The following is a 26,745-nucleotide window of genomic DNA, read 5'->3' on the forward strand; positions in this document are numbered from 1 at the left end:
GATTGGCCTGACCGGGGGAGACATCCCCGGCAGACCGCCGGTTGGAGCATCCGCTCTGAGACCCCCGCCGAGGCACGAAACCGGAAAAGGAAAATATACATGGCTCTTCCCGAGTTCTCCATGCGTCAGCTGCTTGAGGCAGGCGTACACTTTGGTCACCAAACCCAGCGCTGGAACCCGCGTATGTCGCCGTTCATCTACGGCTCGCGCAATGGCATCCACATTCTGGACCTGACCCAGACCGTTCCCATGCTCGACGCAGCTCTGAATGCTGTGCGTGACACCGTCGCAAAAGGCGGCCGCGTGCTGTTCGTCGGCACCAAGCGTCAGGCGGCTCAGCCGATCGCAGATGCTGCTGAGAAATCCGCTCAGTACTTCATGAACCACCGCTGGCTCGGCGGCACGCTGACCAACTGGAAAACCGTTTCCCAGTCGATCAACCGTCTGAAGGAAATCGACGAGAAAATGGCGTCCGGCGCCGAAGGCCTGACCAAGAAAGAGCGTCTGGGCATGGAGCGTGACCAGCTGAAACTGGAAGCGTCCCTCGGCGGTATTCGCGAAATGGGCGGCGTTCCTGATCTGCTGTTCGTCATCGACGTGAAAAAAGAAGCTCTGGCCATCGCCGAAGCCAACAAACTGGGCATCCCGGTTGTGGCCATCGTCGACACCAACTGCTCGCCCGATGGCGTCGATTACATCATCCCCGGCAACGATGACGCAGCCCGCGCAATTGCGCTCTACTGCGATCTGGTTGCGCGCGCAGCTCTGGACGGCATGTCCGCTCAGCTGGGTGCAGCAGGCGTTGATCTTGGCGCACTGGAAGACGCACCGGTTGAAGAAGCCGTTGCTGAAGAAGCTGCTGCCGAAGCCTGATCCGTCCCGTCACGGAACTGACATGAGGGGCAGGGTATCACCTGCCCCAAATCTGTTTTTGAATTGAGGAGAGCCTAAGATGGCAATTACTGCATCCATGGTTAAGGAACTGCGCGACAGCACCGGCGCAGGCATGATGGACGCCAAGAAGGCGTTGACCGAAACCAATGGCGACATGGAAGCCGCCGTTGACTGGCTGCGCACCAAGGGTCTGGCCAAAGCGGCCAAGAAATCCGGCCGTACCGCTGCCGAAGGCCTGGTCGCCGTGGTCGTTGAAGGCAACAAAGGTGTTGCTGTCGAAGTGAACTCGGAAACCGACTTTGTTGGCAAAAACGCTGAATTCCAGGAAATGGTCTCCGGCATCGCCAAGACAGCTCTGAACGTTGCTGACGTTGACGCGCTGCTGGCGGCTGACATGGGCGGCAAGACCGTTGCTGACACGCTGACCGACAAAATCGCCACCATTGGCGAGAACATGAACGTCCGCCGGATGGCGTCGCTCGAAGGTGACACCGTTGTGTCCTACGTGCACAACGCTGCGACTGCTGGCATGGGCAAGATCGGTGTTCTGGTTGCCATGAACGGTGGTGACGAAGCAATTGGCAAACAGGTAGCGATGCACATCGCCGCTGTGAACCCTGCCGCGCTGAGCGAAGCTGAGCTGGACGCCTCGGTTGTTGAGAAAGAAAAGCAGGTCCAGATGGACATCGCCCGCGAATCCGGCAAGCCGGAGCAGGTGATCGAGAAGATGATCGTCGGCCGGATGAAGAAATTCGTCGCCGAAGCAACCCTGCTGAACCAGCAGTTTGTTGTGAACCCTGACCTGACCGTTGAAGAAGCGGCCAAGGAAGCAGGCGCGACCATCACTGGTTTTGTTCGTCTGGAAGTGGGCGAAGGCATCGAAGTCGAAAAAGAAGACTTCGCTGCTGAGGTTGCCAAGGCCGCACAGGGCTAATCCTGTCCGAGCTTTGCTCTTGTGAATAATGGAAGGGCCAATGAAGCTGTTGCTTCATTGGCCTTTTCTTTTGGCGAAGCGCAGCTTCTTCGTTGGTTTGGGGCAACCTGAAAAGACTGCGCAGGCCAATAAATCAACCTGTACCGTTCTGATAGATATCTTGGATGAAAAATAGTTGAGGGGCGCTGCTGGTGTTGCAGAGCCCCTCTGAATATCCCGGCGCTGGCGCGGAACAATACACGCAGCGACCGGACAGGTTAGAGAGCCTTGAAATCCCAAGGGTCATGCCCTGCGCCGTCCCAGGCCAAAGCCCCACTCACGGAACATTGTAAGTGTGCCTGTAATTCGCGCCTTCTGGAAGTAATGAATTCCATACCCAATTCTGAAGAATGGGTTAATAGATTTTCGGAATATACGTTAAACAACCTTTGGAATGTATATTTTATGATTTTATCAATTTTCCATAACGTACATCTGGTTGTGCAGGGCAGCCTTTAGAACCGCATGGGCTGTTGTCTCAACGGCGAGGGCCTCACGTGCAAGACGTAGGTGTTTTTCGACGGTTGCAGGCGTCAACCCCATCAGCAACGCAATGTCTTGGGTGGTTTTGCCGTCGCCAACCCACTGTAATGCCTCGCGCTGACGTTTTGTCAGGCTGCGGTTTGGGGGATCATAGGGCATGGTCAGGATTTTCAAATGCGCGACATTGTTCATCAATATGATGTCGTGCCCGTCCTTTGCCCACATCTCGTCGATGTCATCCTGGCTCAGGCTTTCCTCAGCCGCCAGTGAAATCGCCCCTTTGAAGCGTTGGGAGGTTGAATAGAAACTGACCGTGTAACCAGCCCGGACGCCCATGGCCGTGTTGAAATCGATCACTTTCTGGGCTTGCGGTGTCAGTGTTTGCTGCTCCAGCTGTTGCTGCACCATCCGCCAGCTGCCGGCCCCCTCGTTATTCAACGCCCATTGCAGCATAGGGGCGTCGAAATAGAGGCCGGAATTGACAAACCCCTGCACATACTCCGCGCAATGGTTGGAGAGGATGACGAAATCCTCCGGATCGCCAAGGGATGTCTTGGTCTTGTGGCGCGTATAGCCGTAGATCAACCGATCAAACCCAAAGGCTTGCATCTGTTTGACGTGTTCCAGCCACAGCTCCTCAAGCGTCCGTGCGCCGCACAGAAAGTTGAGATAGGCCCGAAGTTTCATCCCGCGGCGTCTTTGTCCAGATGGGCGCGTAGCGCGTCCAGTGCCATGATATACCCCTGTGTGCCAAAGCCGCAGATCTGCCCCAGTGCTGCCCGCGCGAGATAGGAGCGGTGGCGAAAATCCTCACGTGCATGGATGTTTGAGAGGTGAACCTCAACCACGGGCAGCTCAATCGAGAAGATCGCATCCATCAACGCGATGGAGGTATGTGTATAGGCGCCTGCATTGAGGATCACGCCGCCATAAACGCCCCGCGCACTGTGCAACGCATCAAGCAAAGCCCCCTCGTGGTTCGACTGCTCGCAGCTCACGGAGAGGCCGATGGACTGCCCGTGTTCGACACAACGCTGTTCGACTATGGCGAGCGTCTCGCGGCCATAGACCTCCGGTTGACGGGTGCCAAGCAGGTTGAGATTGGGTCCGTTCAAAACCAGGATGGTGTGCATGTTGGTATCCACTTGTTCTTATGATGCCCTGGCTGCGCGGGCTGTCAGTTTAACTGCTGTGACAGGAACTGACAGGCTGGTCATCAGCGTTTTGGGAATGCTCCGGAGCGATGTGCCGGCCGGAGACATTCAACTCCACGATTGGCGGTCAGCGTCCTGTAGTTGGCTCATATTGATATATCTTTCAGGATGATATGCAAGCCAGCTAACGCTAACGTTGTGCGGGTACGGCTGTTTCACTCAGGTGTATTTGTCAGGATGATCTTTCCCAGCACGCCCCGGTTTTGCATCTCCGTCAGCGCGGTTGCCGCGTCGCTCATCGGGTAGGCCGCATGCACACGGGGCCGGATCTTGCCGCTGCGATAGAGCTCAAACAGCTCCTCCACATTACGCAGGTGCTGCGCTGGGTTGCGTTGCACGGCAGCACCCCAAAAGACACCAACGATCTGGCAGCCTTTCAGCAGGGGCAGGTTCATCGGGATTTTCGGGATGCCTGCGGCAAAGCCGACAACGAGATAACGGCCCTGCCAGCCCATGGCGCGCAGCGCAGGCTCCGCATAGGAACCACCCACCGCATCATAGACCACATCGACACCCGCTTTCCCTGCCAGGGCTTTGATATTTTTACCAAAGCTGATCTGATCTTCCTTGTCGGGCGCATGGCCGTAGATCACCGTGGCATCCGCACCGATCTCCTGGCAGAACGCGGCTTTTTCGGCGGAGGACACGGCAGCAATAACGCGCGCGCCCGCTGCTTTGGCCAGCTCTACCGCAGCAGATCCAACACCACCGGCGGCGCCGAGGACCAGCACGGTTTCGCCCGATTGTAGAGTGGCGCGCTCCTTCAGGGCATGATGCGATGTGCCATAGGTGAAGACAAACCCGGCGGCATCCAGATCGGACATTTGATCCGGGATCCGGATCGCACTGGCGGCTGGGATCGCGATATGGGTGGCAAAGCCGCCATAGCCTGTCAGCGCCAGAACCCGATCTCCGATCTTGTGGCCCTGAACCTCAGGACCAAGGGCGATGATTTCTCCCGCGATCTCTCCGCCGGGCGCAAAGGGTCGGGGCGGTTTGATCTGATACAGATCCTGGATCATCAGCGTATCTGGGTAGTTCACGCTGGCGGCATGGATTTTGACCAACACCTCCTGGGCCCCGGGTTGGGGGCAGTCCTGCGCGCTCCACTGCAGGGTTTCGGGGCCGCCCGGAGCGGTTGAGAGCATGGCGTGCATGGCTGAGTGTCCTGTCATGATGCCCAAGCGGGCCCGTTGTGACGTCAAGTCTTCTGTGTGGATCTTACGTTGTCAATGAAATTGCGAAATGCAATTCTGCTCTGCGATAGATCTGTTTTCTGGCCGGAAAGCGGCGTGAAATATGCTGGATAAAGGATTGGAAATGAAGGAAACTCGCCTCACATTGGGTGGGCAGCCTATGCCTGATGCCCTGCAGAGACTGCGCTTGCCGATGATCGGTGCGCCGCTGTTTATCATATCGGTGCCAGAGCTGGTCATTGCGCAATGCAAGGCCGGCATCGTGGGGTCCTTTCCCGCACTGAATGCGCGTGAGGCCGAGGGCGAGCCACCGCTGCTGGAGGTCTGGCTGCAGCAGATCACCGAGGAATTGGACAGGCACAACCAAGACAATCCGGATCTTCCTGCGGCACCGTTTGCGGTAAACCAGATCGTGCATCGCTCCAATACGCGGTTGGAGCGCGATCTTGAGATTTGTCACCGCTGGAAGGTGCCGCTTTGGATCACGTCACTTGGGGCGCGGCCCGAGGTGAATGAGGCGGCCCATGGTTGCGGCGGCATTGTGCTGCATGATGTGATCAACAACCGTTTTGCTCGGAAGGCGATTGAGAAAGGTGCCGATGGTCTGATCGCGGTCGCCGCCGGGGCAGGTGGCCATGCGGGTCAGCAATCTCCGCTTGCACTGATCAGCGAAATTCGCAGCTGGTTTAAGGGGCCACTTGCGCTGTCAGGCGCGATTGCCAATGGTCCGTCGCTGCTTGCTGCGCGGGCGTTGGGGGCCGATTTCGGATATGTGGGCTCCCCGTTTATCGCTACGGAAGAGGCGAATGCACAGCAGGGTTACAAGCAGATGATTGTCGATAGCGCTGCGGATGACATTGTCTATTCATCATTGTTTACAGGGGTTTATGGAAACTACCTGCGTGGGTCAATCCAGAACGCAGGACTTGATCCTGACAATCTGGAGAGCGCGGATGCAAGCGCGATGAATTTCGCTGGCGGGTCTTCCAAACCCAAGGCCTGGAAGGAGATCTGGGGTTCCGGTCAGGGCATTGGCGCCATCAGGGATGTCCGCCCAGCGGGTGCGCTGGTGGATGAGATTGCCGCCGATTATGACGCTGCCGGGCGACGGATGGCGGCTGAGTTCACATCGGCTGGGGCGCACTGATGGCATCGCAGACATCACCCGGAACCCCTGATGACAGCGGTATCGAGGATCCCCTTGCGCTCAATCTCGGAGCTGTGCAGCGGTACATGCAAGGGCGTCTGCCCGGGTTCGACACGGAAATCAGCGCCCGGAAATTCCAGAATGGCCAGTCCAACCCGACTTATCTGCTACAGACTGAGGCGGGCGCCTATGTTCTGCGACGCAAACCGCCGGGTGTTTTGCTGAAATCTGCCCATGCGGTGGAGCGCGAGTTTCGCGTGCAGATGGCGCTGCGGAACACCGGGGTTCCGGTCGCGAAGATGCATCATCTCTGTGAGGAGGATGCCGTGATTGGATCATCTTTTTTTGTTATGGAACATGTGGTTGGGAGAAACTTCTCAGATCCGACTTTGCCCGGTCTTCCCGTGAGTGATCGCGCTGCGGTGATGGATGAGATGAGCCGTGTTCTGGCGGCGCTGCACGATGTGGATGTCGCCACCGTCGGGCTGGCTGATTATGGGCCTGAGGGCAACTATTTTGAGCGTCAGCACGGTCGCTGGAGCAAGCAATACCGCTCCAGCGAGGTTGAAACCATCGCAGAGATGGACGAGTTGATCGCGGCATTGGGCGCACAGATGCCCGCTGATGACGCTCAGCGCGGGTTGGTACATGGCGACTACCGCATCGACAATATGATCTATGCAGCCGACGGGACAAACTGCCGGGCGGTTCTGGATTGGGAGCTGTCGACCATTGGCCACCCCTATGCAGACCTTGCCGGTGTCATCATGCAGTGGCAGATGCCACCCGGGCGTGAAGGGCGTGGGTTGGCCGGTGTCAACCGGCGCGATCTTGGTCTTCCATCGGATCAAGAATTTATCGCAAGCTATTGCCAACGCAGAAATTTGCCGGGAGTTGAAAATTTCGGCTATTACCTCTCTTTCAGCTTCTTCCGGATGGCGGCAATCCTTCAAGGGGTGCGCAAAAGAGGGCTTGATGGCAACGCCTCAAACCCCGAACATGCGGCACGCCTTGGTGCGTTTGTGCCAGACTTCGCGCGCGCCGGGCTGGCGGCCTTGTCCCGGAAATTTGATTGAAGCGCATCTGAGACGGGACCGGAGATGGACAGCGACAAAACGGCCACAGCGGATGGCGAAAAAGATCGAAATTTTGTCACCGCCCTGGCGCGGGGCCTCGATGTGTTGCGCGCGTTTCGCCGCAATGAGCTGGAGCTGACCAACACCGATCTGGCTGAACGCACGGGGCTGCCGAAACCAACCGTTTCGCGGCTAACCTATACGCTGTGCCAGCTTGGGTATCTGGTTCAGAACGGGCAGTCCGGCAATTACCGTTTGGGGGCAGGGGTGTTGCGTCTGGGCTATGGTGTCTTGGCCGGGATGGATATCAGCGACCGTGCGTCGCAGATCCTCAGGGATCTGCGAAATGGCGAAAACTCATATATCACCAGTGCCTTGGGTGAGGCACATCATGCGGATGTCATCTACATTGCAGTGCATCGCTCTCGCGAAGATGTCTCGTTGGCGGCGCATGTCGGGATGCGGTTGCCGCTGTTTTACTCCGCCGTGGGCCGCGCGATCCTTGCCGGTATGTCACCGGATCAACGGGCCGAAAGCCTGCGGATTGCGGACGCGCTTGAACCAGATGGCAGGCTCTCACGCCAGGACAGTCTGGGCCGGGCGCAGGACGAATATGCTGCCCGTGGCTTTTGCACCGGCTACGGAGATTGGCGGCCGGATGTGAACGGGATCGCGGTTCCGGTGGTGTCGCTGAACGGGATGCGCGTCTATGGGCTGAACGTTGGTGGCCCGTCCTTTCATGTAAGCCCGGATGTGCTGGAGACGGTCTATGCGGATCAGCTGATGTCTGCTGCAGAAACCCTGAGCATGCGACCGTAGCGGTAACGCTTTGCCAAAGCTGCGATGATAGGTGTCATGCGTGGTTCTACGTAGGTCAAAATACTCGACCTTGCTGAACAAACTGCGCATGATAATCGAAACGGCTGGCAGCTGTGTCAGCGTCTAAGGGAAGACCCAGAAATGACTGAGAGCGATTGGCTGATCCGGCACGCACATGGCGACGGGGTTGTCGAAATCAAACTGGCGCGCGCACCGGTCAATGCGCTATCGCCAGAGTTCCTCATGGATTTCGCGGATGTTATCAATGAGATCGGCGAAGATCCTACTGTTCGGGCGCTGCTGCTGACCAGCGCCTTCAAAGTGTTTTCCGCAGGCCTCGACCTGAAGGTGGCGCGGGACTTGGATCTGGCCGGTCAGCGCGCCGCGGTGCGGGGGCTGAACGAGGCCTTTCTAGCGCTCTACGCCTGCCCGAAGCCGGTTGTCGCCGCCGTGAACGGCGCGGCAATTGCTGGTGGGCTGTTCTTTATCCTTTGCAGTGATGTGCGGGTGGCCCAGGTGAAATCCAAGTTTGGTCTAGCAGAGGTGCAGGCCGGAGTTGATTTCCCCATTGCGCCGTTGGAGATCGCCCGCGCGACGCTGAACCCGAATATCCAGCGGCGGCTGATGATGACCGGGCAAACCATCGGTCCCATCGCTGCGCGGAACTTTAACATCGTGGATATCATTGCGGATGATGCGGAGGATCTGCTTGGCTATGCGCTGAAAGAAGCGCGCGCACTGGCAGAGCTGCCACCCGGAACCTATGCCGCGATCAAACAGCAGCTGCGCGGCGAAACAATTGCAAAGATCAGGTCCGCAATGGACGCAGAGGCTGAGGACCAGCCCTGGTTCACCGAAGAGACCGTCCCGGCGATGAGCAAAATCATCGGCTAAACCGCCAGATCACCGACAACAGGAGCCCCCATGGACGCTGCGCGCCTTGAGCACATCAGGACATGGCAACACCGCTATGTGGATCAACGCAAATATGCCGGCAGTTCGCTGCTGATCAATCGCAATGGTGAAGAGCACTATTTCCACGCTGCGGGCCAGCGAAACATTGCAGAGGAGCTGCCGTTCACCCGTGATACCGTGACGCGCATCTACTCAATGACCAAGCCGGTGACCTCGCTCGCGCTGATGCTGCTGCTGGAACGCGGCCTGATCCACCTGGATATGCCTGTTTCTGACTTTCTTCCTGAATTCAAAGAGATGCGCTGTCTTATTGATGGTGCAACCGAGATTGCGCAGACCAAACCCTGTCGGCCGCCAACCCTGCATGAGCTGCTGACTCATACCAGTGGGTTGAGCTACCCGTTTAATCCCGGCGTCCTGCCTGAAGAAATGTCAAAAACCGATTTGATGTTCAAACCCAGCCAGGGTGCCCTTGCGGCGCGGGTGGAGGAGCTGGCGGCACTGCCGTTGGCCTTTGAACCCGGCCAGCGGTGGGAATACTCCGTTGGGATCGACGTGATCGGCCGAGTGATTGAGGTCGTGACCGGAGAGAGCCTTGGCGCCATGCTGAAGCGGGAAATCTTTGATCCACTCGGCATGGACCGAACCGGTTTTCGCAGTCTGGAAGTAACCGGTAACCTCTTGGCATCGCTCTATTCTCCGCTGAGCGGCGACGCGATGGCGCTGAATGACGCGCAACAGGGGGCTGACAGCCTGCGTCTGATTGATTCATACGACGACACCCCCTTCGACACCGCCGAGATGCACTCGGGCGGCGGCGGTCTTCTGAGTACGATCGACGATTATATGCGTTTTGCCGAGCTGATCCGGCTGCGGGGGTCATTGGGTAAGGACCATCTGATCAGCCCGCAGACCGTTGATTTCATGTGTCAAAACCATCTGCCCGGTGACATTGCGTCCATGGGACCGCATAGTTTTGCGGAGCAACCGATGGACGGGATGGGGTTTGGCCTTGGCGGTGCGGTTGTGCTGGATCCGGCCAGGGCGAGATGTCCGGGATCCGTTGGCGATTTCAGCTGGGGGGGGATGGCCTCGACCTTCTTCTGGGTTGATCCGATCCTGGATTTGAGTGTTGTCTTTTTTACGCAGCTCGCACCGTCCAGCTCTTATTCGTCGCGGGCGGAGCTGAAGGCGCTGGTCCATGGCGCCGTAACGCGTTAAGGCTGCTGTCCAGCCAGACCATCAGGGCAGGGCGGTTGACCGCAGCGGCCCGCCTGATGTCACATTAACAGGAACAGATAGATGCCTGATGCAGCTGAGATTTTGCTCAATTTACTTGATTTGGAAGAGCTTGATCGCAATCTCTATCGCGGTATTGGGTCCGGCGGCGAAACACCGACGCGGATCTACGGCGGCCAAGTGATCGCGCAGGCTTTGATGGCGGCTTATTCCACTGTTGAGGACAGGCTGTGCCATTCGCTGCATGCCTATTTCATCCGCCCCGGTGATCCGTCAAAACCAGTGATATACGCGGTTGATCCTGCGCGCGATGGTGGTAGCTTCACAACCCGACGTGTGACAGCTTTGCAAAACGGCAAACAAATCCTCAATTTGGCGGCGTCCTTCCACATTGAGGAACCGGGGTGGCAGCATCAACATGAGATCCCCGAGGTGAAGGCGCCAGACGCATTGGTGTCCCGCGATGTTCTCCTGCGTCAGCTTGCCCCGAAACTGGACAGCCGTTTACGCGTCGAATTCACAAGAGAGCGTCCGTTTGAGATCCGCGATGTTGAGCCACGCGATCCGGTCAATCCGGACAAATGTAGTGATATCAATCATATGTGGATTAGAATGAAGGCGGCAAAAGGGGCCACGCCACAGCTGCAGCATGTGCTGATGGCCTATGTCTCCGACTACGGGTTATTGGGGTCAGCGCTGCGGCCGCACGGTCTGAGTTTTGTAAAAGGTCAGGCCATGACGGCCAGCCTTGATCATGCGATGTGGTTCCACGCCCCGGTGCAATTTGACAACTGGCATCTTTACACGATGGACTCACCATTTGCCGGTGGCGGTCGCGGATTCAACCGTGGCTCGATCTTCACGCAGGACGGCCAACTGGTGGCCAGTGTTGCACAGGAAGGGCTGATGCGCCCGATCTCCAAGTCGTGAAATGGTACCGAAAGCCCTGAAATTATTCAGTCAACTGTTGGAAGGTCGAATTTGTCGCGCAGCCTCTGCATGCCAGTGATCCAGCGGTCATAGTCTGCGGCCTTGGCCTGAATATACCCTTCGACCTTCGCATGGGGCAGGACAAGAAATCGATTTTTTTCAATAGCCTCGATGCAACTTCTCGCAACATCCTCGGCTGAGATCATCCCGTCCACCGCCGCGGCGCTGTGCTCCATACCCTTGGTCATAGCGGTTTTCACCGCTTGCGGACAGGCCACGGAGACGCCGATCCCTTGATCGCCATGGGTGATTGCAAGCCACTCAGAAAACCCGACGGCGGCGTGTTTGCTCACCCCATAACTCGCAGCACCAATCTGGTTCAACAATCCTGCCGCCGAGGCAATATTGAGAAAATACCCGCCACCGCGATTGATCATCCGCGGCACCAGATGCCGCGCGGCTGACACATGGGCCATCACGTTGATATCCCAGCTTTGCTGCCAGTCAGTGAGCGGGGTTTCAAGTCCACCGATCCGAAGGATCCCGGCATTGGAACAGAACACATCAATCGGCGCGATTTCATGCTCGATCACATCAATCATCTCAGCGATGGCGTAGTCCGATCCTACGTCCAGGGTATAGGCACGACCACCGATTTTATCCGCAGTGCACTGCGCACCCAGTCCGTCCAAATCCGCGCAGATGATATGCTTGGGATTACACCCAGCCATTGCGATCGCCAACGCACGCCCGATACCTGTTGCCGCACCGGTGATGACAATTGTTTTGCCGTGCAGATCCATGTTGGCCTCAACTGATGAAGTCGTTCTGTGATACTGTCTCGTCTACAGGCCAGACCTGCAACAGTGACGCTACATCATATAAATTACACATAATACTGATTACAGGTAAATTTGCGTAGTGTAGATTGGCCAGACGAAATACGCTCTTTTGCGCATTTACCTTTCATTTATTGAGGTTGATGCGTCTGGCAAAAACACCTCGGCGATCCTGCGGGATTTCACCTGCGCTTTGGGGCATTCGCATGACTTGGTTGGCTTCAGTTGCCATAGCGTGCATCTGTGCAGCAGGATTAACCTGTCATTCTGGCCATTTGATCGGACATGGCTCGCGCTCTTTTGCAAAATCGCAGTTTGGCGGACGGTTCAGCGGTGATCTTGCGCCTTTTGCGGAACTCTCTGTACGGAACGGTCATTCCACTACCGGTGTTGCGTGGGATCATGTGGGCATTAACCCCGCCGCTTCGTTTCGCCTTCTGCGCGCCAATGAATACACGAAGGTTCGGCTTTACCCCCTTAACTATTTTTCGCCAAAGGGAGCAGAAAATCTCGCTTGATCCACCTGCCTCTCCTTGCGTCGCTGTGGGTACGGCCACGTTTTGCAAAATTGCAATTCAGATTTGTACAAATGCGAGGCGCGTCAGGAGTGTTAACCTCTACATCGGTTTACACCTCGGTTACGATCTTAACAAAAAAACGCACCGCTGTCTGGCAACGGTGCGATTTTTAATGGTTTTATTGATCAGTTGTAGCTGTCGGTTACGCTTAGAAAAAGGCCTGCAGACCCGTCTGTGCGCGCCCGAGGATCAGCGCGTGAACATCATGAGTCCCCTCATAAGTGTTCACTGTTTCCAGATTGACCATGTGCCGGATGACGCCGAACTCCAGGCTGATGCCATTTCCGCCGTGCATGTCGCGGGCATTCCGTGCGATCTCCAGCGCCTTGCCGCAGTTGTTGCGCTTGACGATGGAAATCATCTCCGGCGCGGCATTGGCGTCATCCATCAGACGCCCCACGCGCAAGGAGGCCTGCAGGCCAAGCGTGATTTCGGTCTGCATATTGGCCAGTTTTAGTTGGAACAACTGGGTGTTGGCCAAGGGGCGACCGAACTGTTTGCGATCCAACCCGTATTGACGGGCGGCGTGCCAGCAAGCCTCTGCGGCGCCCATCGCGCCCCAGCTGATGCCATAGCGCGCGCGGTTCAGGCAGCCGAACGGGCCTTTCAAACCTTCCACATGGGGCAGCAGCGCGTCGTCGCCAACCTCGACGCCATCCATGACGATTTCACCGGTGATGGAGGCGCGTAGCGACGCCTTATTGGCGATTTTTGGTGCGGACAGGCCCTTCATCCCTTTTTCCAGGACAAAGCCGCGGATCTTACCACCATGCGCTTCGGATTTGGCCCAGACGACAAACACATCTGCGATCGGCGCGTTGGAGATCCACATTTTGGAGCCAGTCAACCGGTAGCCGCCTTCGGTCTTTTCCGCGCGGGTTTTCATGCCGGCCGGGTCGGATCCCGCATCGGGTTCGGTCAGGCCAAAACAGCCGATCCATTCGCCGGAGGAGAGTTTCGGCAGGTATTTCTGGCGCTGCTCCTCGCTGCCATATGCGTAAATGGGATACATCACGAGCGAACTTTGCACCGACATCATTGAGCGGTAGCCGCTGTCGACACGCTCGACTTCCCGTGCAACCAACCCATAGGAGACATAGCCTGCGCCGAGGCCGCCGTATTGTTCCGGGATGGTCGTTCCAAGGAGGCCCATCTCGCCCATTTCGCGAAAGATCTCAGGATCAGTTTCTTCGTTTTCGTAAGCGTTTAGAACGCGCGGTTGTAGTTTTTCCTGGGCATAAGACCGCGCCGATGCCGCTATCATCCGCTCGTCCTCAGTCAACTGGTCGTCCAGCCGCAGAGGATCATCCCAGTTGAACTGACCCAGATCCGGGGCATCTTTGGCGCGCAATGCAGGTTTATCGGTCATTTTTCGTCACCTTTTTGATCCTCAACTTGCCGCCGACCTTAACCTTGCGGTAAGACAAAGGACAGCGAGAGAACCACAAGCAAACATTACAAAAGCTCATACATGGCCACCCCAAGACGCTTCCTCCCTTCAATTGCGGCGCTGCGCGCGCTGGAAGCGCTGGACCGTTTGGGCAGCGCCTCGGCGGCGGCGGATGAGTTGGCGCTGACGCAGGGTGCAGTGAGCCGTCAGTTGCAGGCGCTGGAGCGTCAATTGGGCGTGGATCTGGTGCGCCGAGACCAGAAGCGGCTGACGCTGTCACCGGAGGCGCAGACCTACGCTGCTGATATCCGTCAGGCGCTGAACCAGATCGCCCAGTCGACGCTGCGTGTACAGGCAGCGCCCTTGGCTGGCAGTCTTAATCTGGCGATCCTGCCCGCTTTTGGGATGCGCTGGTTGATGCCGCGGCTACCGGAATTTGCACGGCGGCATCCGGATGTGACGATCAATATGTCCACGCGGCTGGAACCGTTCAACTTCGTCAGCGAAGGCTTTGATGCTGCGATACATTTTGGGACTGCGGACTGGCCCGGAACCCAGGCGCTGCTGCTGAAACATGAACAGATGCTGCCAGTCTGTGCGCCCGACCTGCTGGCCGGGGGGGAGGTCCGTACCCCGAGTGATATCGCCGCCCTGCCCCTGTTGCATATCCAGACTCGCCCTCAGGCCTGGCAACACTGGTTCGAGAGCCATGATATCGCGTTGCAGGACGGTTTGTCCGGCACCATGTATGACCAATTCGCAACCATTACACAGGCTGCGCTGCATGGGCTTGGTGTTGCTTTGATGCCGGATTATCTGGTGGAGCAGGACCTTGCGACAGGGCGGCTTGTGGCGCTTCACGCCACCGCTACCGAAAGCCCGGGCGCCTATTACCTGGTCTGGCCCGAGGCCCGGTCCAAGGACCCTGCCCTGATCAAGTTTCGCAGCTGGCTGGCGGGTCAGGCGCAGCCTGAAGATCCGCTGCCAAGGTAGTTTTCGGGTGGTGAAACCCCATCTGACGACAAGGTTTCATAACTTTATCAATGTGATGTCGGTCTATCCTAAGGCATATCCTGCGCCGCGAACTGTCCGGACAGGATCCGATCCGCCGTGTTGGGTCAGCGCCTTGCGCAGACGGCCGATGTGGACGTCCACGGTTCTGGTGTCGACATAGATGTCCCGCCCCCAGACGCGGTCCAGCAGCTGCTCCCGGCTCCAGACCCGGCCGGGTTTCTCCATAAAGGTCGACAGCAGGCGAAATTCGGTTGGCCCCAGTTTCAACGGCGCCTCGCCCCGGCTCACCTTATGGGTTTCGGCATCCAGCACGATATCGTCAAATTCCAGCCGCACCCCAACGGTTGAGGGACGCACGCGGCGCAGCTGGGTCCGCACACGGGCCATCAGCTCAATCACGGAATAGGGTTTGACCACATAGTCATCCGCCCCGGTTTCCAGTCCGCGCACCTTGTCCACTTCCTCGGAGCGGGCCGAGAGCATGATGATCGGGATATTGCGGGTTTCGGTGCGCGTCTTCAGGCGGCGGCAAACCTCAATCCCGCTCAAATTGGGCAACATCCAGTCCAGCACGATGATATCCGGCATGTCCTCTTCGACGATCAGCAGCGCCTCCTCGCCGTGTTCGGCGCGCAGGACGCGAAAGCCGTCTGCCTCCAGATTATAGGACAGCACCTCGCGTTGGGCCAATTCGTCCTCGACCACCAGAACGGTGGGTTGGTCGGCAGCCATGCTCAGACCTCCTGCGGCACAGACGATGTGGTGTCGGCCTTCTGCCGGTCATCTTCCGGTTTGTCGCCGGTCACCAGATAGACCACCTGCTCCGCGATGGAGGTGACATGATCCCCCATGCGTTCGACGTTCTTGGCAATGAAATGCAGGTGCATGCAGGGGGTGATATTGCGCGGATCTTCCATCATGAAGGTGAGGAATTCACGGAACAGCGCATTGTACATCTGATCGACATCACGGTCGCGGGCGATCACATCCTGCGCCAGTTCCACATCGCGCTGGATGTAGGAATCCAGCGCGTCCTTCAGCATCAGTTCGACCTCGCGCGCCATCCGGCGCATGGCGGCAGCACTTTCGGAGACATTCGGCCCCTGCGCCAGAACAGCCGTCCGTTTGGCGATGTTCTTGGCATAGTCGCCGATGCGTTCCAGATTGCCGGAGATTTTCATCACCGACAGAACCAGCCGCAGGTCAACAGCGGCGGGCGCACGGATGGCGATGACGCGGGCGGCCTCTTCGTTGATCAGCTCTTCCAGACCGTCGATGGCCTTGTCGCCCTGACGCACCTGCTGGGCCAGTTCCTCATCGCGGGTTTCCAACGCGCGGGCGGCGTCCATGATGGCAGCCTCGACGAGGCCGCCCATTTTCATGATCTGCGCCTGAATGGCTTCGAGGTCGCGGTCAAATGCGGATGCAATATGTTGTTCTACCATGGGTCTGTCCTCGATCAGCCGATACGGCCGGTGATGTAGCTCTCGGTGCGCGGATCCTCAGGGTTGGTGAAGATCTGGCCGGTCGCACCAAATTCAACCAGATTGCCAAGGTGGAAGAAGGCGGTTTTCTGGCTCACCCGTGCGGCCTGCTGCATTGAGTGGGTGACGATCACCACGGAATAGCTGTTGCGCAGTTCGTCAATCAGCTCTTCGATCTGGGCGGTGGCGATCGGGTCAAGTGCGGAACAGGGCTCATCCATCAACAGCACTTCTGGTTCGGTCGCAACGGCGCGGGCGATGCACAGGCGCTGTTGCTGGCCACCGGAAAGGCCTGTGCCGGGTGCATCCAGCCGATCCTTCACCTCATCCCAGATGGCGCCACGGCGCAGGGATTTCTCGACGATCTCATCCAGCTCCGCCTTATTGGCGGCCAGTCCGTGAATGCGCGGGCCATAGGCGACATTGTCATAGATCGACTTGGGGAACGGGTTCGGTTTCTGAAACACCATGCCCACTTTTGCGCGCAGCTGCACAGGATCGACACGGCTGTCATAGATGTCTTCACCGTCGATAGAGATATCCCCGGTCACCCGGCAGATATCAATGGTGTCATTCATCCGGTTAAGACAACGCAGGAAGGTTGATTTCCCGCAGCCCGATGGGCCGATGAAGGCGGTGACGGTGTTGTCCTCGATCTCGACGTTGACGTCTTTGATCGCGTGGGACTCGCCGTAGTAGACATTCACGTTCTTAGCGGCAATTTTGGTTTTCTGTGTTTGCACGTCTTTGTCCAATGCAGTCATCAGGTTCATTTCGGCGGCCCCCTTACCAGCGGCGTTCAAAGCGGCGGCGCAGGATCACGGCCACTGTGTTCATGGTGACGAGGAAGATCAACAGGATGATGATACCGCCCCAGGCGCGTTCGTAAAATGCCGGATCAGCACGTTTCGCCCATTCGTAGATCTGCGCGGGCATGGCTGAGTTCGGGGCCAGCAGGCCATCAGCGAGGGTTTCCGGCGCGTTGGAGGCGATGAAGCCAACCATGCCGATCAGCAACAGCGGCGCGGTCTCACCCAAGGCCTGCGCCAGACCGATAATGGTACCGGTGAGGATGCCGGGTGCGGCCAGCGGCAGCACATGGTGAAACACCGCCTGCATCCGCGAGGCTCCGACCCCAAGCGCCGCATCGCGGATCGACGGCGGCACAGATTTGAGCGAGGCGCGGGTCGAGATGATCACCGTTGGCAGGGTCATCAGCGTCAGCACCAGACCACCCACCAGTGGCGCCGACATCGGCAGGTGCATGTAGTTGATGAACACCGCCAAGCCGAGGATACCAAACACAATCGACGGCACCGCAGCGAGGTTGGAGATATTCACTTCGATCACATCCGTGAGCCAGTTTTTCGGAGCAAATTCTTCAAGATAGATCGAGGCGGCAACACCGATGGGCAGCGCCAGCGCCAGCACCACCAGCATCATGAAGAGCGACCCCATCATGGAGACGCCCATGCCGGCAGCTTCTGGACGCGCATCAGAAGCGTCGGCGCCGGTGATGAAGTCCAGGTTGAAGGTTTTGGCCGCGACACCTGCCGTCACCAGTGCATCCACCAGATCGAGTTGTGCGGGCGAGATGCTCTTGTCGTTGACAATGCTGTCGCGACTGACGCGGCCTTTCAGGTAGCCGTCCACCCGGCTGGAGGCGAGGAAGCGGAAGGTAACCGTCTCCCCAATCTGATCGGGGTTTTCCAGCACATAGGCCCGCAGCTGCGCGGCGGCGTTCTTTGACAGGATGCCCGCCATCGCCTTGGCCTTCAGATCCGTCTCAATCCCCAGCTCCGCAACCTTCGCCTGCACCGCGTTTTTGATCAGCGGCGCATAGCCGAATGTGGTCACCTTCTTAATGGCGTCCAGATCGCGGGTACCGGATTTGTCCAGTTTGCTTTCCAGCAGTTCCACGTTCAGCGTGATGAAGGTCTGTTGAAACGCACCTGTGCCCCGGCTCACAATGGTGAACACCAGCACCGCAAGCATCAGCAGGCCAACCGTGATGGCGGCAATACCGTAACCACGAAACCGGCGCTCGGCGGCGTTGCGTTTGCGGGTGCGGTCCGATTGCTGCAGCAGCGAGCCTGCGTGGCTGCTTTCGGGTCCCGGGGTGTTTTGGCTGATATCGGTCATTAGTCGTACTGCTCCCGGTATTTGCGCACGATATAAAGCGCCAGAACATTAAGCCCGAGGGTCAGCACAAACAGCGTCAGACCAAGGGCAAAGGCGACCAGCGTCTCGGGGCTGGCAAAGTCGGTGTCGCCCGTCAGCTGGCTGACGATCCGTGTGGTGATTGTGGTCATCGATTCCAGCGGGTTGAGTGAGAATTTTGCAATCGCCCCGGCGCCCATAACAACAATCATCGTCTCACCAATGGCGCGTGACGCCGCCAGCAGCACAGCGCCCACGATGCCGGGAAGCGCTGCGGGCATCACCACCTGGCGGATGGTTTCGGATTTGGTCGCCCCCAGCCCAAGCGAGCCATCGCGCATGGCCTGTGGCACGGCGTTGATGATGTCATCGGACAGCGACGACACAAAGGGGATCAGCATAATGCCCATCACCAGACCAGCGGTCAGAACCGAGGTGGCCCCGCTCATCCATTCGACCCCCAGAATGCCGTCTTCACCCTGACCGAAGAATTTCACCAGCAGCGGACCAACCGTCAGCAGCGCAAAGAGGCCGTAGACGATGGTCGGAATGCCGGCGAGGATCTCCAGCAGCGGTTTGGCAAAGGCGCGGGTTGTGCCGCTGGCGTATTCAGAGAGATAGATTGCGGCAAAAAGCCCGACAGGCACCGCGACCAGCAGCGCAATCGCCGAGATATATAGCGTTCCCCACAGCAGCGGCAGGATCGACAGGTCACTGTCCCCGCGGAAGTTCGGCGCCCATGTGGTGCCAAAGAAGAAATCGCTCCAGGCATGCAGCCCAAAGAAGTTGATGCTTTCAAACAGCATTGAGAACACGATGCCAACGGTGGTCAGAATGGCAAGGCTGGCTGCAAGAATGAGCAGCGCCATGATCCCCTGTTCCACCACATTGCGGGCGCGAAAATCCTTATGCGTGCGCCCATAGGCCCAGGCAAAGCCAACCATCGCCAGGAGGCCGACGATCACCGACATGATGATCTGGCCCTTGTTGGCAAGGCTGCGGTAACTCTGCGCCGCAGTCAGCACCTCCGGGCGCACATCGGAGCCAAGTGCAACGCCAATCTCGCCCAGACGGGCACGGATATCGGTCTCACCACTGTCGAGGTTGCGGGCGTCGGTTGGGGATAGAACCCCCTGCTCTACCGCCAGATCCAGCCCCTCGGCGAGACGGCGCACGTCGCTCATCACAAGGCCAAGCGTGGAGTTCTCCGGCACCAGCTCTGCCGGGATCATAGCGGAGACCCGGTTTTCAATGACCATTGGCTGGGCCAGCGACCAGATGGCGAGCACCGCCAATGCCGGCACCAGCGCACTGAAGGCCACGTTATGACCGTAGTAAGCGGGCAGCGAGTGCAACGCCTTTGCGTTCCCTCCTGCCGAGGCAAGCGCGCGGTTGCGCCCCAGCACAAAGCCCAGCCCGGAAAGGGCAAGAAGGGCAATCACGAGCCAAACTGTCGGCATCAGCTACTCCGTTTGAGTGAGACGGAACATCCGGTTCTGCAAGAGCCGACCACGCGGATTGCAAAGGGGTGTCTTATGGTGGTCAGAGATTGGGCCGGGGCAATGTCAGATGCCCCGGCCCGCAGTGTCACTTAAGCCGGGCGATCAGGAATTGCCGCCGATGACCTCTTCTTCGGAGACCACAGCCTGGGTCTTGGACAATTCGGGATCGGCAACCAGACCGTATTCTGCCAGCGGGCCGTCGGGGCCTGCCACTTCGTCGGCGACGAAGAATTCAGCGTATTCCTTCAGGCCAGGGATCACGCCGATGTGGGCCTTCTTCACGTAGAAGAACAGCGGGCGCGATACCGGGTATTCACCTTCGGCGATGCTTTCGGTGGTGGGTACAACGCCGGACATGGTGGCAACCTGCAGCTTGTCGGTGTTGTTCTCATAGAACGCCAGACCAAAGACGCCGATGCCGTCCTTGTTGCTCTCGATGCGGGCGAGAGTTTCGGTATAATCGCCGTCGATATCGACCGATTTGCCGTCAGTGCGCAGGGAAATACAGGCTTTCTCTGCAGCTTTCTTCTTGGCTTTGTCGCTGTCGCCTTCCGCGTGTTCCAGCAGGTGCTCAAATGCGCCGGTGGCTTCGCAGCCTGCCAGGATCACCTTGTCTTCGAACACTTCGCGGGTGCCGTGCTTGGTGCCGGGAATGAAGGCCTGAATGTCCTGCGCCGGGAAAGCGCTGTTCACATCGGCCCAGGTCTTGTTGGGGTTGGCAACCATTTTGCCATCAATCAGGATTTCGTCGGACAGGGCCAGGAACCAGTCGGTGGGCGTGTATTCAAAGGCGTTGCCCTTGATGTCATTGGCAAACACGATGCCATCATAGCCGATCTGGACTTCGATGATGTCAGTCACGCCGTTTTCGGCGCAGGCCTTGATTTCTTTTTCCTTGATACGGCGCGAGGCGTTGGCAACGTCGATGGTGTTTTCACCCACACCTTCGCAGAACCGCTTCAGACCGGCAGAGGACCCACCGGATTCAACGACCGGTGTCGGGAAGTCGAAGTTCTCGCCAAAGGCTTCGGCCACGATGGAGGCATAGGGCAGAACGGTCGAAGAACCGGCCACCTGAACCTGATCGCGCGCTGCCGCAGCAGTGGCAGAAACAGCCGAAATGGCCAGGGCGGAAGCGGTGAGTTTCACAAAGGACATCTGTGTCTCCTTGGGTGTCAATTTTCAGGATCATCCCGTGATGATCTTGCGCCCTCACCTAAGGGCGGCGCATGTGCCTTTTGTGACGGCTATGTAACAGCTGTATGACAAACCCGGTTGTTGCCCCGTTTTTTGTGACAAACTGGCCTAGCAACGGTGGATTTTCTTAACTTTTCGCGCCGACCTTCGCGGCGGACGCTTAGGTTGTTGTCACATAGAGCGCGCCAAAGCCTCACCGGCGTGTCAGCGCGGCAGGATCACGGTGAACACCGTGCCCGTCGCAGCTGAGCTTTCCACCCGCATCCGGCCACGATGGCGGTTGATGATATGTTTGACGATCGCCAGCCCCAGCCCGGTGCCGCCCTGCTCACGCGATCTGTGCGTATCGACGCGGTAGAACCGTTCCGTAAGCCGGGGCAGATGGACCGGGTCGATCCCGGCGCCATTGTCGATCACCTCAACCCGGACGGCGGCGGCGCGCACGGCGGGGTCGCGGTCGCGGGTTTTGAGCCGTAAGGTGACCTGATCGCCACCATATTTGATGGCGTTCTCGACAAGATTGGTGAAGACCTGCTGCAGCTGATCCGGATCGCCGGTAACCAGCGTCGGCTCCTCAGGGATTTCCAGCGTGAGATGGACATCCGCAGCCTCCGCCACCGGTTCCAGCGACTTCAGCGTTGAGGCCAGATGTGCGCCCAGATCGAGCTGCGCGCGCGGGCGCACACGCTCTTCGCTCTCGACCCGGTTCAGCGACAAGAGATCGCCGACCAGGCGGTTCATGCGGTTGGCTTCATCCTGCATGATCTGCAGAAACCTGTCGCGCGCCGCGCCATCATCGCGCGCAGGGCCGCGCAGCGTTTCGATGAACCCCATGAGGGCTGTCAGCGGCGTGCGCAGCTCATGGCTGACATTGGCGACAAAATCGCGCCGCATCTGGCTGGCCTGCTCGCGGTCTGTGATATCCGTGAGGCTGATCAGCGCCGCCCCACCATTGACCGCGCCGATGCCGGGAATATAGCGCAAGGCGACCTCAAATGTGGTGTCCTGCGCGCCGTCGTTGGACAGGTGGCGCGCGGTTTTGGCGCTGCGTTCATAAAGACAGCGCTCAATCGCAGTCGCCACATTGGGCTGGCGCAGGATGGTGGCGAAATGACGCCCGACCAGATTGTTGCCCAGCAGGGTGGTCGCCGCCGCGTTTGCGGCGATGAACCTTTCGCTTTGATCGACCAGCACCGCTGGCAAGGGGATGGCCTCCATGAAACCGTCAATCAGATCCTGCGTCATTTGCCCCTCGCCTTGTTGCTGTGCCGGCCGTGTTACAAACCGATTGTAACTATGACGTGGCAGCCGCGACCGCTTCGCTGAAGACAGCGCAGAGTGTGTCCGGATCCTCAAGCCCGACCGAAACCCGGAAGAATCCTTCGCTCAGCCCCAGTTTTGCACGATCCTCTGCGCTGAGGGCGCGGTGCGAGGAGGAGGCGGGATGCGACAGCGTGGTGCCCACGTCCCCCAGCGTCGGGGCAAAGTTCAGCCCATCGGCACCACGGGTAAAGGCATTGGCCGCAGCGCGTCCGCCTTCCAGCTCAAAGCTGACCATATTGCAGCCTTTGCCATCCAGCAGCGCCATTGCGCGCTCGTGGTCGGGATGGTCCTTGCGGGTCGGGTATATCACCCGCTTCACCCCCGGTAGCCCGGCCAGATGATCCGCCAGCGTCACCGCGGTGGCCTGCGCGCGCTCAAACCGCAGTTCAAACGACAGCATGCCGCGTTCTGCCAGCCAGCAGTCAAACGGGCTGGGGGTCATGCCGGTGGTGACCACATAGACGCTGAGACGGGTGTTGATCTCAGTATCTTTGGCCACGACATAGCCCAGCATCACATCGGAATGCCCGGCCAAGAGCTTGGTAATGGAATGGATTACGATATCCGCGCCATGATCAAAGGGGCGAAAGCCCCGTGGGGTGGTGAAGGTGTTGTCGACCACCAAAAGGATATCGCGATCCTTGCAGAGCTGTGCCAGCCCGTCGATATCAGCCACGGCCAGCGTCGGGTTTGAGACGGCCTCAACCAGGATCATTTTGGTTTCGGGGCGGATCGCGGCCTTAACCGCAGCCACATCGCCGGGATCGGCCAGTGTCGTTGCAATGCCCAGACGCGGCAGATCCTCCGCCATGAGGCGCATGGAGCGCCCATAAAGCTGATTGCCGCCAATCACGTGATCGCCGGTTTTCAGCAGGCCCAGCAGCACAGCCGAAACCGCCGCCATACCGGAACCGGTCACAACCCCGCCGGGCATGCCTTCCATCGCATCGAGCCGTTTGGCGACCACGTCGGCGTTTGGATGCCCCTCACGTGAATAGGTATAGCCGTGCACCCGCCCCTCATATTGATCATCCAGCGCATCTGGCGTGTCGCTGGCATAGACCACGGACGGACTAAGCGGGGTCACCACCGGATGGCTCGCGCTGAAGGGCAAGGGATCTGGCCGCATCAGCGACCCTTTGGAATTTTTCACGTGTCAGACCTCTGTCAGTTCGTCGCGGAAACGACGCATGTTTTCTTGGTAGTGCTCGGCGCTTTGACGCAGGGATTGAACCAGCGCCTCATCCACATCACGCACGATTTTGCCGGGTGCGCCCATGACCAGAGAATTATCAGGGATTTCCTTATTCTCTGTAATCAGGGCGCCCGCGCCGATCAGGCAATTCTTACCGATCTTGGCCCCATTCAGCACCGTGGCCCCCATCCCGATCAGGGTGTTGTCGCCGATGGTGCAGCCATGCAGCATGACCTTGTGGCCGATGGTGCAATTCTCGCCAATGGTCAGCGGATAGCCTGCATCAATATGCATGACGCAGTTTTCCTGCACGTTTGAACCACGCCCAATGCGGATTTCCTCGTGATCGGCGCGGATGGTGCTGCCGAACCAGACCGAGGCCCCCTCCTCCAGCACCACAAGGCCGATCAGATTGGCATCCGGCGCAACCCATGTGTCGGCGTGGAGTTCGGGGGTTTTGTCTCCCAGAGCATAAATCGTCATGACAGATCCTCAAATTCGCTTTGCAGGCCGCGTACGTGATCCACCAAATGCGGCTGCTGGATGCGGCGCAGACGGGTCGCGGTGATTATGGTCTTCAGCTGCAGTTCGGTGGCATCCAGATCATCATTGATCAGCACGTGATCATAGCTGCCCCAGTGGCTGATTTCGTCCCAGCTTTTTTCCATCCGGCGGGTGATTGTCGCGGCGTCATCCTGGGCGCGGCTCTCTAGCCGGCGGCGCAACTCTCCGATCGAAGGTGGCAGCAGGAAAATCGACAGCGTGTGCTGGCCCAGGTCTGAGTTGCGGATCTGCTGCGCGCCTTGCCAGTCGATATCAAACAGCACATCACGCCCGCCATCAATCGCCGCCTTCACCGGCCCTTTGGGGGAGCCATAGAAATTGCCGAAGACATGGGCGTGCTCCAGCATATTGCCTTCGCTCACGGCGGTCTTGAAGGCATCAGTGGTGATGAAATGGTAATCCTGCCCATCCGTTTCGCCGGGGCGCGGGTTGCGCGTGGTGGCAGAGACGGAAAATTCGATGCTGGGATCCCAGGACCGCAACCGTTTCGCCAATGTGGATTTCCCGGCCCCAGAGGGCGAAGAAAGGATAATCAACAGGCCGCGCCGATCTGCCATGGCATGCTCTCCTTATATTATATTTGTTGTTCTTCTGGTTTCTATTCGATGTTCTGAACCTGCTCGCGCATCTGGTCGATCACCGCTTTCAGCTCAAGCCCGACCGCTGTCAGGTCGCTGTTTTGCGCTTTTGCGCAGAGCGTATTGGCCTCTCGGTTGAATTCCTGCATCAGGAAATCCAGCTTGCGCCCGACAGCGCCGCCCTTGGCAAGCAGTTCCCGCGCAGCCGCCACATGGGCTGTCAGCCGGTCCAGCTCCTCGGTGACATCCGCTTTGACCGCCAGCAGGGCCAGCTCTTGTGCCAGCCGGGTTTCGTCGACGCCGTCACTGTTCTCCAGCACCCGTGCCAGATTGTTGCGCAGAGTTGACGCGACCTCGGCTTTGCGGGCGTCGGCGCGGCGTGCGGCTTCCTCGCGCAGGGTGGCAATCTGATCCAGTTGGTCCATCAGGACAGCCTTCAGCGCGGCGCCCTCAGTGGCGCGCATGTTAACGAAGTCGGACAGGATTGCGGCAAAATCGGTGCTGAGCGCCGCCACGATGGGCGCGGGGTCGTCGCTGCCGCTGGCCTGCTCCAGCACGCCCCGTTGCGTCAGAAGATCCGTGGCAGAGGTCTGCGCCAAGGTGATCCCCGCAGCAGCGGCCCGCCGCTCCACCTCACCAACCGCTGTCAGCAGCGTTGCCAGGGCCGCTTGGTTGATTTGAAGGTCGACGGCAGCCTCCTCGCTGCGGTTGATCCGCAGTGTCATAGAGACATTGCCGCGCGACAGCGCCTTGCTCAATTGCCTGCGCAGGTTGGCTTCAAGCCCGTCCAGCCAGTCGGGGATGCGCAAGCGAAGGTCCAGCCCCTTGGCATTTACCGAGCGCAATTCGCACGACCAGCTATGCGCCCCGGTGCTGCCCTGCCCTGTGGCAAAGCCCGTCATTGAATGGATGGTCATTATCTGCGGCCTCCCCGGGTGCACGAGGCGCTGTTTCGCCTCGCCACAGGTTTACAAACGGCCAGCGGACAAGTCCATAAGCGCGGAGACCTATCCTAAAGTGTTAACCATTGATTAAAGAAATAGTCCAAAATTGAATAAGATTGTGGCATGTTAACTTCAGGATAACCAATTCGGCATTAATCGTTAGGCAACCAACTTTAGCTTGGCGCATGACCCAGCCGGATCCAGCGAGGATGACAGCGATGTTTTTTGGCGGCCGCAAAGACAACAATCAGACCGAAGGTCAAACCAAGGTTGTGGCAATGGATCGCTTCCGCGCAGCGGGATCGCTGTCGCCCATGCGACAGGCGGAGGCCTATTGGACCGCTCTGCGCCGTGGCGACGATATTCCCAGCCGGTCGCAGATCGATCCGCGCGGGTTGGAAAACATCCTGCCTCAGACCTTCATTCTGGAGCGGATCGCCCCCGGCATCGCCCGTTTTCGTCTTGCTGGTCAGCGGGTGAACGAAATGGCTGGAATGGAAGTGCGTGGTATGCCCATCACCGCCTTCTTCACCCCGGCGGCCCGTAAACAGGTCAGCGCAGCGTTGGAGACGATGTTCGACACGCCTGCCATTATCGAGCTGACCCTACAGACCGAGAACAACCGCCTGCGCGGAGCCCGCGAGGCGCGCATGCTGCTGCTGCCGCTGCGCAGTGATTTGGGCGATGTCAGCCGGGCGCTGGGGGTTTTCATCTCTGAAGGCAACCCAACCGGAACCTCGCAGCGGTTCTCGGTGACCGAAACGCAGATTCGCCAGGTCAGCCCGACCGGTGATGCGCCCTTCAAGGCAAAGCCGCGCGCCGCAGATCCGGCCGCACCGGCGAAGCCCGCGACACCAGCACCCGCAGCGAAGGACGTCAATGCACCAAACCCCGGTTTTGCCGAAACTCAGGCGCGGTTTGAACGCGAGCCCACCGTCATGACCGAGGCGCGTGCCCTGATTGAGCGCAGCCGCCAGATGTCGACTGAGACACCGGCAGCGCCTGCGGCAGAGCAGGCCGGGAATAAGACCAAGAAACGTGGCGGCCACCTGCGTCTGGTTGTCAGCAAGGACTGAAGTCCGGCCTCACCA

The 26,745-nt window shown here is 58.8% G+C and carries 27 protein-coding genes; 11 read left to right on the plus strand and 16 right to left on the minus strand.

The genetic code is table 11. The annotated features are described in order from the left end of the window. The first annotated feature begins 99 nt into the window (after window positions 1-99). From rpsB to OO25_RS23330, 3 genes are all read left to right on the plus strand, one after another. Window positions 100-873, plus strand: a complete 774-nt coding sequence (gene rpsB, locus OO25_RS03530) for a 30S ribosomal protein S2 (protein ID WP_024097272.1) — start codon at window positions 100-102, stop codon at window positions 871-873. 79 nt (window positions 874-952) lie between these two features. Beyond that, window positions 953-1,828, plus strand: coding sequence for a translation elongation factor Ts (gene tsf / locus OO25_RS03535; RefSeq protein ID WP_040169102.1), 876 nt, complete (start codon window positions 953-955; stop codon window positions 1,826-1,828). Between the two features lie 40 nt (window positions 1,829-1,868). Then, window positions 1,869-2,003: a hypothetical protein gene (locus OO25_RS23330; protein ID WP_255352588.1), complete on the plus strand. Its 135-nt coding sequence runs from the start codon at window positions 1,869-1,871 to the stop codon at window positions 2,001-2,003. 278 nt (window positions 2,004-2,281) lie between these two features. Here the strand turns inward: OO25_RS23330 and OO25_RS03540 are convergent, their stop codons facing one another. The 3 genes from OO25_RS03540 to OO25_RS03550 form a co-directional block, all read right to left on the minus strand. Then, window positions 2,282-3,037, minus strand: a complete 756-nt coding sequence (locus tag OO25_RS03540; RefSeq protein ID WP_040178497.1) for a LuxR family transcriptional regulator — start codon at window positions 3,035-3,037, stop codon at window positions 2,282-2,284. Then, the gene (gene aroQ / locus OO25_RS03545) at window positions 3,034-3,483 is read right to left on the minus strand and encodes a type II 3-dehydroquinate dehydratase (protein ID WP_040178733.1); all 450 of its coding nucleotides are present in this window, start codon (window positions 3,481-3,483) and stop codon (window positions 3,034-3,036) included. The genes OO25_RS03540 and aroQ overlap by 4 nt, the downstream gene beginning before the upstream one ends. 236 nt (window positions 3,484-3,719) lie before the next feature. Further along, window positions 3,720-4,721, minus strand: coding sequence for an NADPH:quinone oxidoreductase family protein (locus OO25_RS03550; protein WP_040178498.1), 1,002 nt, complete (start codon window positions 4,719-4,721; stop codon window positions 3,720-3,722). A gap of 199 nt (window positions 4,722-4,920) precedes the next feature. On the opposite strand from OO25_RS03550, the gene OO25_RS03555 reads away from it, so the two are divergent. The 6 genes from OO25_RS03555 to OO25_RS03580 all read left to right on the plus strand — a co-directional run bounded on the left by OO25_RS03555 (window position 4,921) and on the right by OO25_RS03580 (window position 10,886). Further along, entirely contained in the window at window positions 4,921-5,907 is a 987-nt protein-coding gene (locus OO25_RS03555; RefSeq protein WP_040178734.1) for a nitronate monooxygenase family protein, read from the plus strand. Continuing rightward, entirely contained in the window at window positions 5,907-6,983 is a 1,077-nt protein-coding gene (locus OO25_RS03560; RefSeq protein ID WP_040178499.1) for a phosphotransferase family protein, read from the plus strand. Before OO25_RS03555 ends, OO25_RS03560 begins: the two co-directional genes overlap by 1 nt. 24 nt (window positions 6,984-7,007) lie before the next feature. After that, the gene (locus OO25_RS03565; RefSeq protein ID WP_040178500.1) at window positions 7,008-7,802 is read left to right on the plus strand and encodes an IclR family transcriptional regulator; all 795 of its coding nucleotides are present in this window, start codon (window positions 7,008-7,010) and stop codon (window positions 7,800-7,802) included. 141 nt (window positions 7,803-7,943) lie between these two features. Next, window positions 7,944-8,696 carry an enoyl-CoA hydratase/isomerase family protein gene (locus OO25_RS03570; protein ID WP_040178502.1) on the plus strand — a complete coding sequence of 251 codons (753 nt, stop codon included), beginning with the start codon at window positions 7,944-7,946 and terminating at the stop codon, window positions 8,694-8,696. A gap of 30 nt (window positions 8,697-8,726) precedes the next feature. After that, a complete protein-coding gene (locus OO25_RS03575) occupies window positions 8,727-9,938 on the plus strand; it encodes a serine hydrolase (RefSeq protein WP_040178503.1) in 1,212 nt (403 codons plus the stop codon). 81 nt (window positions 9,939-10,019) lie between these two features. Then, a complete protein-coding gene (locus OO25_RS03580) occupies window positions 10,020-10,886 on the plus strand; it encodes an acyl-CoA thioesterase II (protein WP_040178504.1) in 867 nt (288 codons plus the stop codon). A gap of 26 nt (window positions 10,887-10,912) precedes the next feature. Here OO25_RS03580 and OO25_RS03585 read toward each other — a convergent pair whose 3' ends face one another. Both OO25_RS03585 and OO25_RS03590 read right to left on the minus strand, forming a co-directional pair. Continuing rightward, complete coding sequence (locus OO25_RS03585) at window positions 10,913-11,689, minus strand: SDR family oxidoreductase (protein WP_040178506.1); 777 nt, start codon at window positions 11,687-11,689, stop codon at window positions 10,913-10,915. 762 nt (window positions 11,690-12,451) lie between these two features. Then, window positions 12,452-13,672 (minus strand): acyl-CoA dehydrogenase, encoded by a 1,221-nt coding sequence (locus OO25_RS03590; protein ID WP_040178508.1) that lies wholly within the window; start codon window positions 13,670-13,672, stop codon window positions 12,452-12,454. 102 nt (window positions 13,673-13,774) lie between these two features. On the opposite strand from OO25_RS03590, the gene OO25_RS03595 reads away from it, so the two are divergent. Further along, window positions 13,775-14,686 (plus strand): LysR family transcriptional regulator, encoded by a 912-nt coding sequence (locus OO25_RS03595; RefSeq protein ID WP_040178510.1) that lies wholly within the window; start codon window positions 13,775-13,777, stop codon window positions 14,684-14,686. A 63-nt stretch (window positions 14,687-14,749) separates the two neighbouring features. On the opposite strand, the gene phoB is transcribed toward OO25_RS03595, so the two are convergent. The 11 genes from phoB to OO25_RS03650 all read right to left on the minus strand — a co-directional run bounded on the left by phoB (window position 14,750) and on the right by OO25_RS03650 (window position 25,627). Further along, on the minus strand, window positions 14,750-15,439 hold the full coding sequence (gene phoB, locus OO25_RS03600) for a phosphate regulon transcriptional regulator PhoB (RefSeq protein ID WP_040178511.1): 690 nt from the start codon (window positions 15,437-15,439) through the stop codon (window positions 14,750-14,752). Between the two features lie 2 nt (window positions 15,440-15,441). Beyond that, window positions 15,442-16,152: a phosphate signaling complex protein PhoU gene (gene phoU / locus OO25_RS03605; RefSeq protein ID WP_014874683.1), complete on the minus strand. Its 711-nt coding sequence runs from the start codon at window positions 16,150-16,152 to the stop codon at window positions 15,442-15,444. Window positions 16,153-16,166: 14 nt separating this feature from the next. After that, entirely contained in the window at window positions 16,167-16,964 is a 798-nt protein-coding gene (pstB, locus tag OO25_RS03610; RefSeq protein WP_024097257.1) for a phosphate ABC transporter ATP-binding protein PstB, read from the minus strand. 13 nt (window positions 16,965-16,977) lie between these two features. Further along, window positions 16,978-18,333: a phosphate ABC transporter permease PstA gene (pstA, locus tag OO25_RS03615; protein WP_040178513.1), complete on the minus strand. Its 1,356-nt coding sequence runs from the start codon at window positions 18,331-18,333 to the stop codon at window positions 16,978-16,980. Continuing rightward, a complete protein-coding gene (pstC, locus tag OO25_RS03620; RefSeq protein ID WP_040178514.1) occupies window positions 18,333-19,811 on the minus strand; it encodes a phosphate ABC transporter permease subunit PstC in 1,479 nt (492 codons plus the stop codon). The genes pstA and pstC overlap by 1 nt, the downstream gene beginning before the upstream one ends. 144 nt (window positions 19,812-19,955) lie before the next feature. Further along, on the minus strand, window positions 19,956-21,011 hold the full coding sequence (locus OO25_RS03625) for a substrate-binding domain-containing protein (RefSeq protein WP_040178516.1): 1,056 nt from the start codon (window positions 21,009-21,011) through the stop codon (window positions 19,956-19,958). A gap of 243 nt (window positions 21,012-21,254) precedes the next feature. Continuing rightward, the gene (locus OO25_RS03630) at window positions 21,255-22,295 is read right to left on the minus strand and encodes a cell wall metabolism sensor histidine kinase WalK (RefSeq protein WP_040169129.1); all 1,041 of its coding nucleotides are present in this window, start codon (window positions 22,293-22,295) and stop codon (window positions 21,255-21,257) included. A gap of 49 nt (window positions 22,296-22,344) precedes the next feature. Beyond that, a complete protein-coding gene (locus OO25_RS03635; RefSeq protein WP_040178517.1) occupies window positions 22,345-23,502 on the minus strand; it encodes a PLP-dependent aspartate aminotransferase family protein in 1,158 nt (385 codons plus the stop codon). A 27-nt stretch (window positions 23,503-23,529) separates the two neighbouring features. Then, the gene (locus OO25_RS03640; RefSeq protein ID WP_040178519.1) at window positions 23,530-24,051 is read right to left on the minus strand and encodes a gamma carbonic anhydrase family protein; all 522 of its coding nucleotides are present in this window, start codon (window positions 24,049-24,051) and stop codon (window positions 23,530-23,532) included. Next, window positions 24,048-24,689: a guanylate kinase gene (gene gmk / locus OO25_RS03645; RefSeq protein WP_014880014.1), complete on the minus strand. Its 642-nt coding sequence runs from the start codon at window positions 24,687-24,689 to the stop codon at window positions 24,048-24,050. The genes OO25_RS03640 and gmk overlap by 4 nt, the downstream gene beginning before the upstream one ends. 41 nt (window positions 24,690-24,730) lie before the next feature. Next, the gene (locus OO25_RS03650) at window positions 24,731-25,627 is read right to left on the minus strand and encodes a YicC/YloC family endoribonuclease (protein WP_040178520.1); all 897 of its coding nucleotides are present in this window, start codon (window positions 25,625-25,627) and stop codon (window positions 24,731-24,733) included. Window positions 25,628-25,872: 245 nt separating this feature from the next. Here OO25_RS03650 and OO25_RS03655 point away from each other — a divergent pair, with 245 nt between their 5' ends. After that, window positions 25,873-26,730: a PAS domain-containing protein gene (locus tag OO25_RS03655; protein WP_040169136.1), complete on the plus strand. Its 858-nt coding sequence runs from the start codon at window positions 25,873-25,875 to the stop codon at window positions 26,728-26,730. Window positions 26,731-26,745: the final 15 nt, after the last annotated feature.

Source organism: Phaeobacter sp. S60 (assembly GCF_000826845.1).
GTDB classification, from domain to species: Bacteria; Pseudomonadota; Alphaproteobacteria; order Rhodobacterales; family Rhodobacteraceae; genus Phaeobacter; species Phaeobacter piscinae.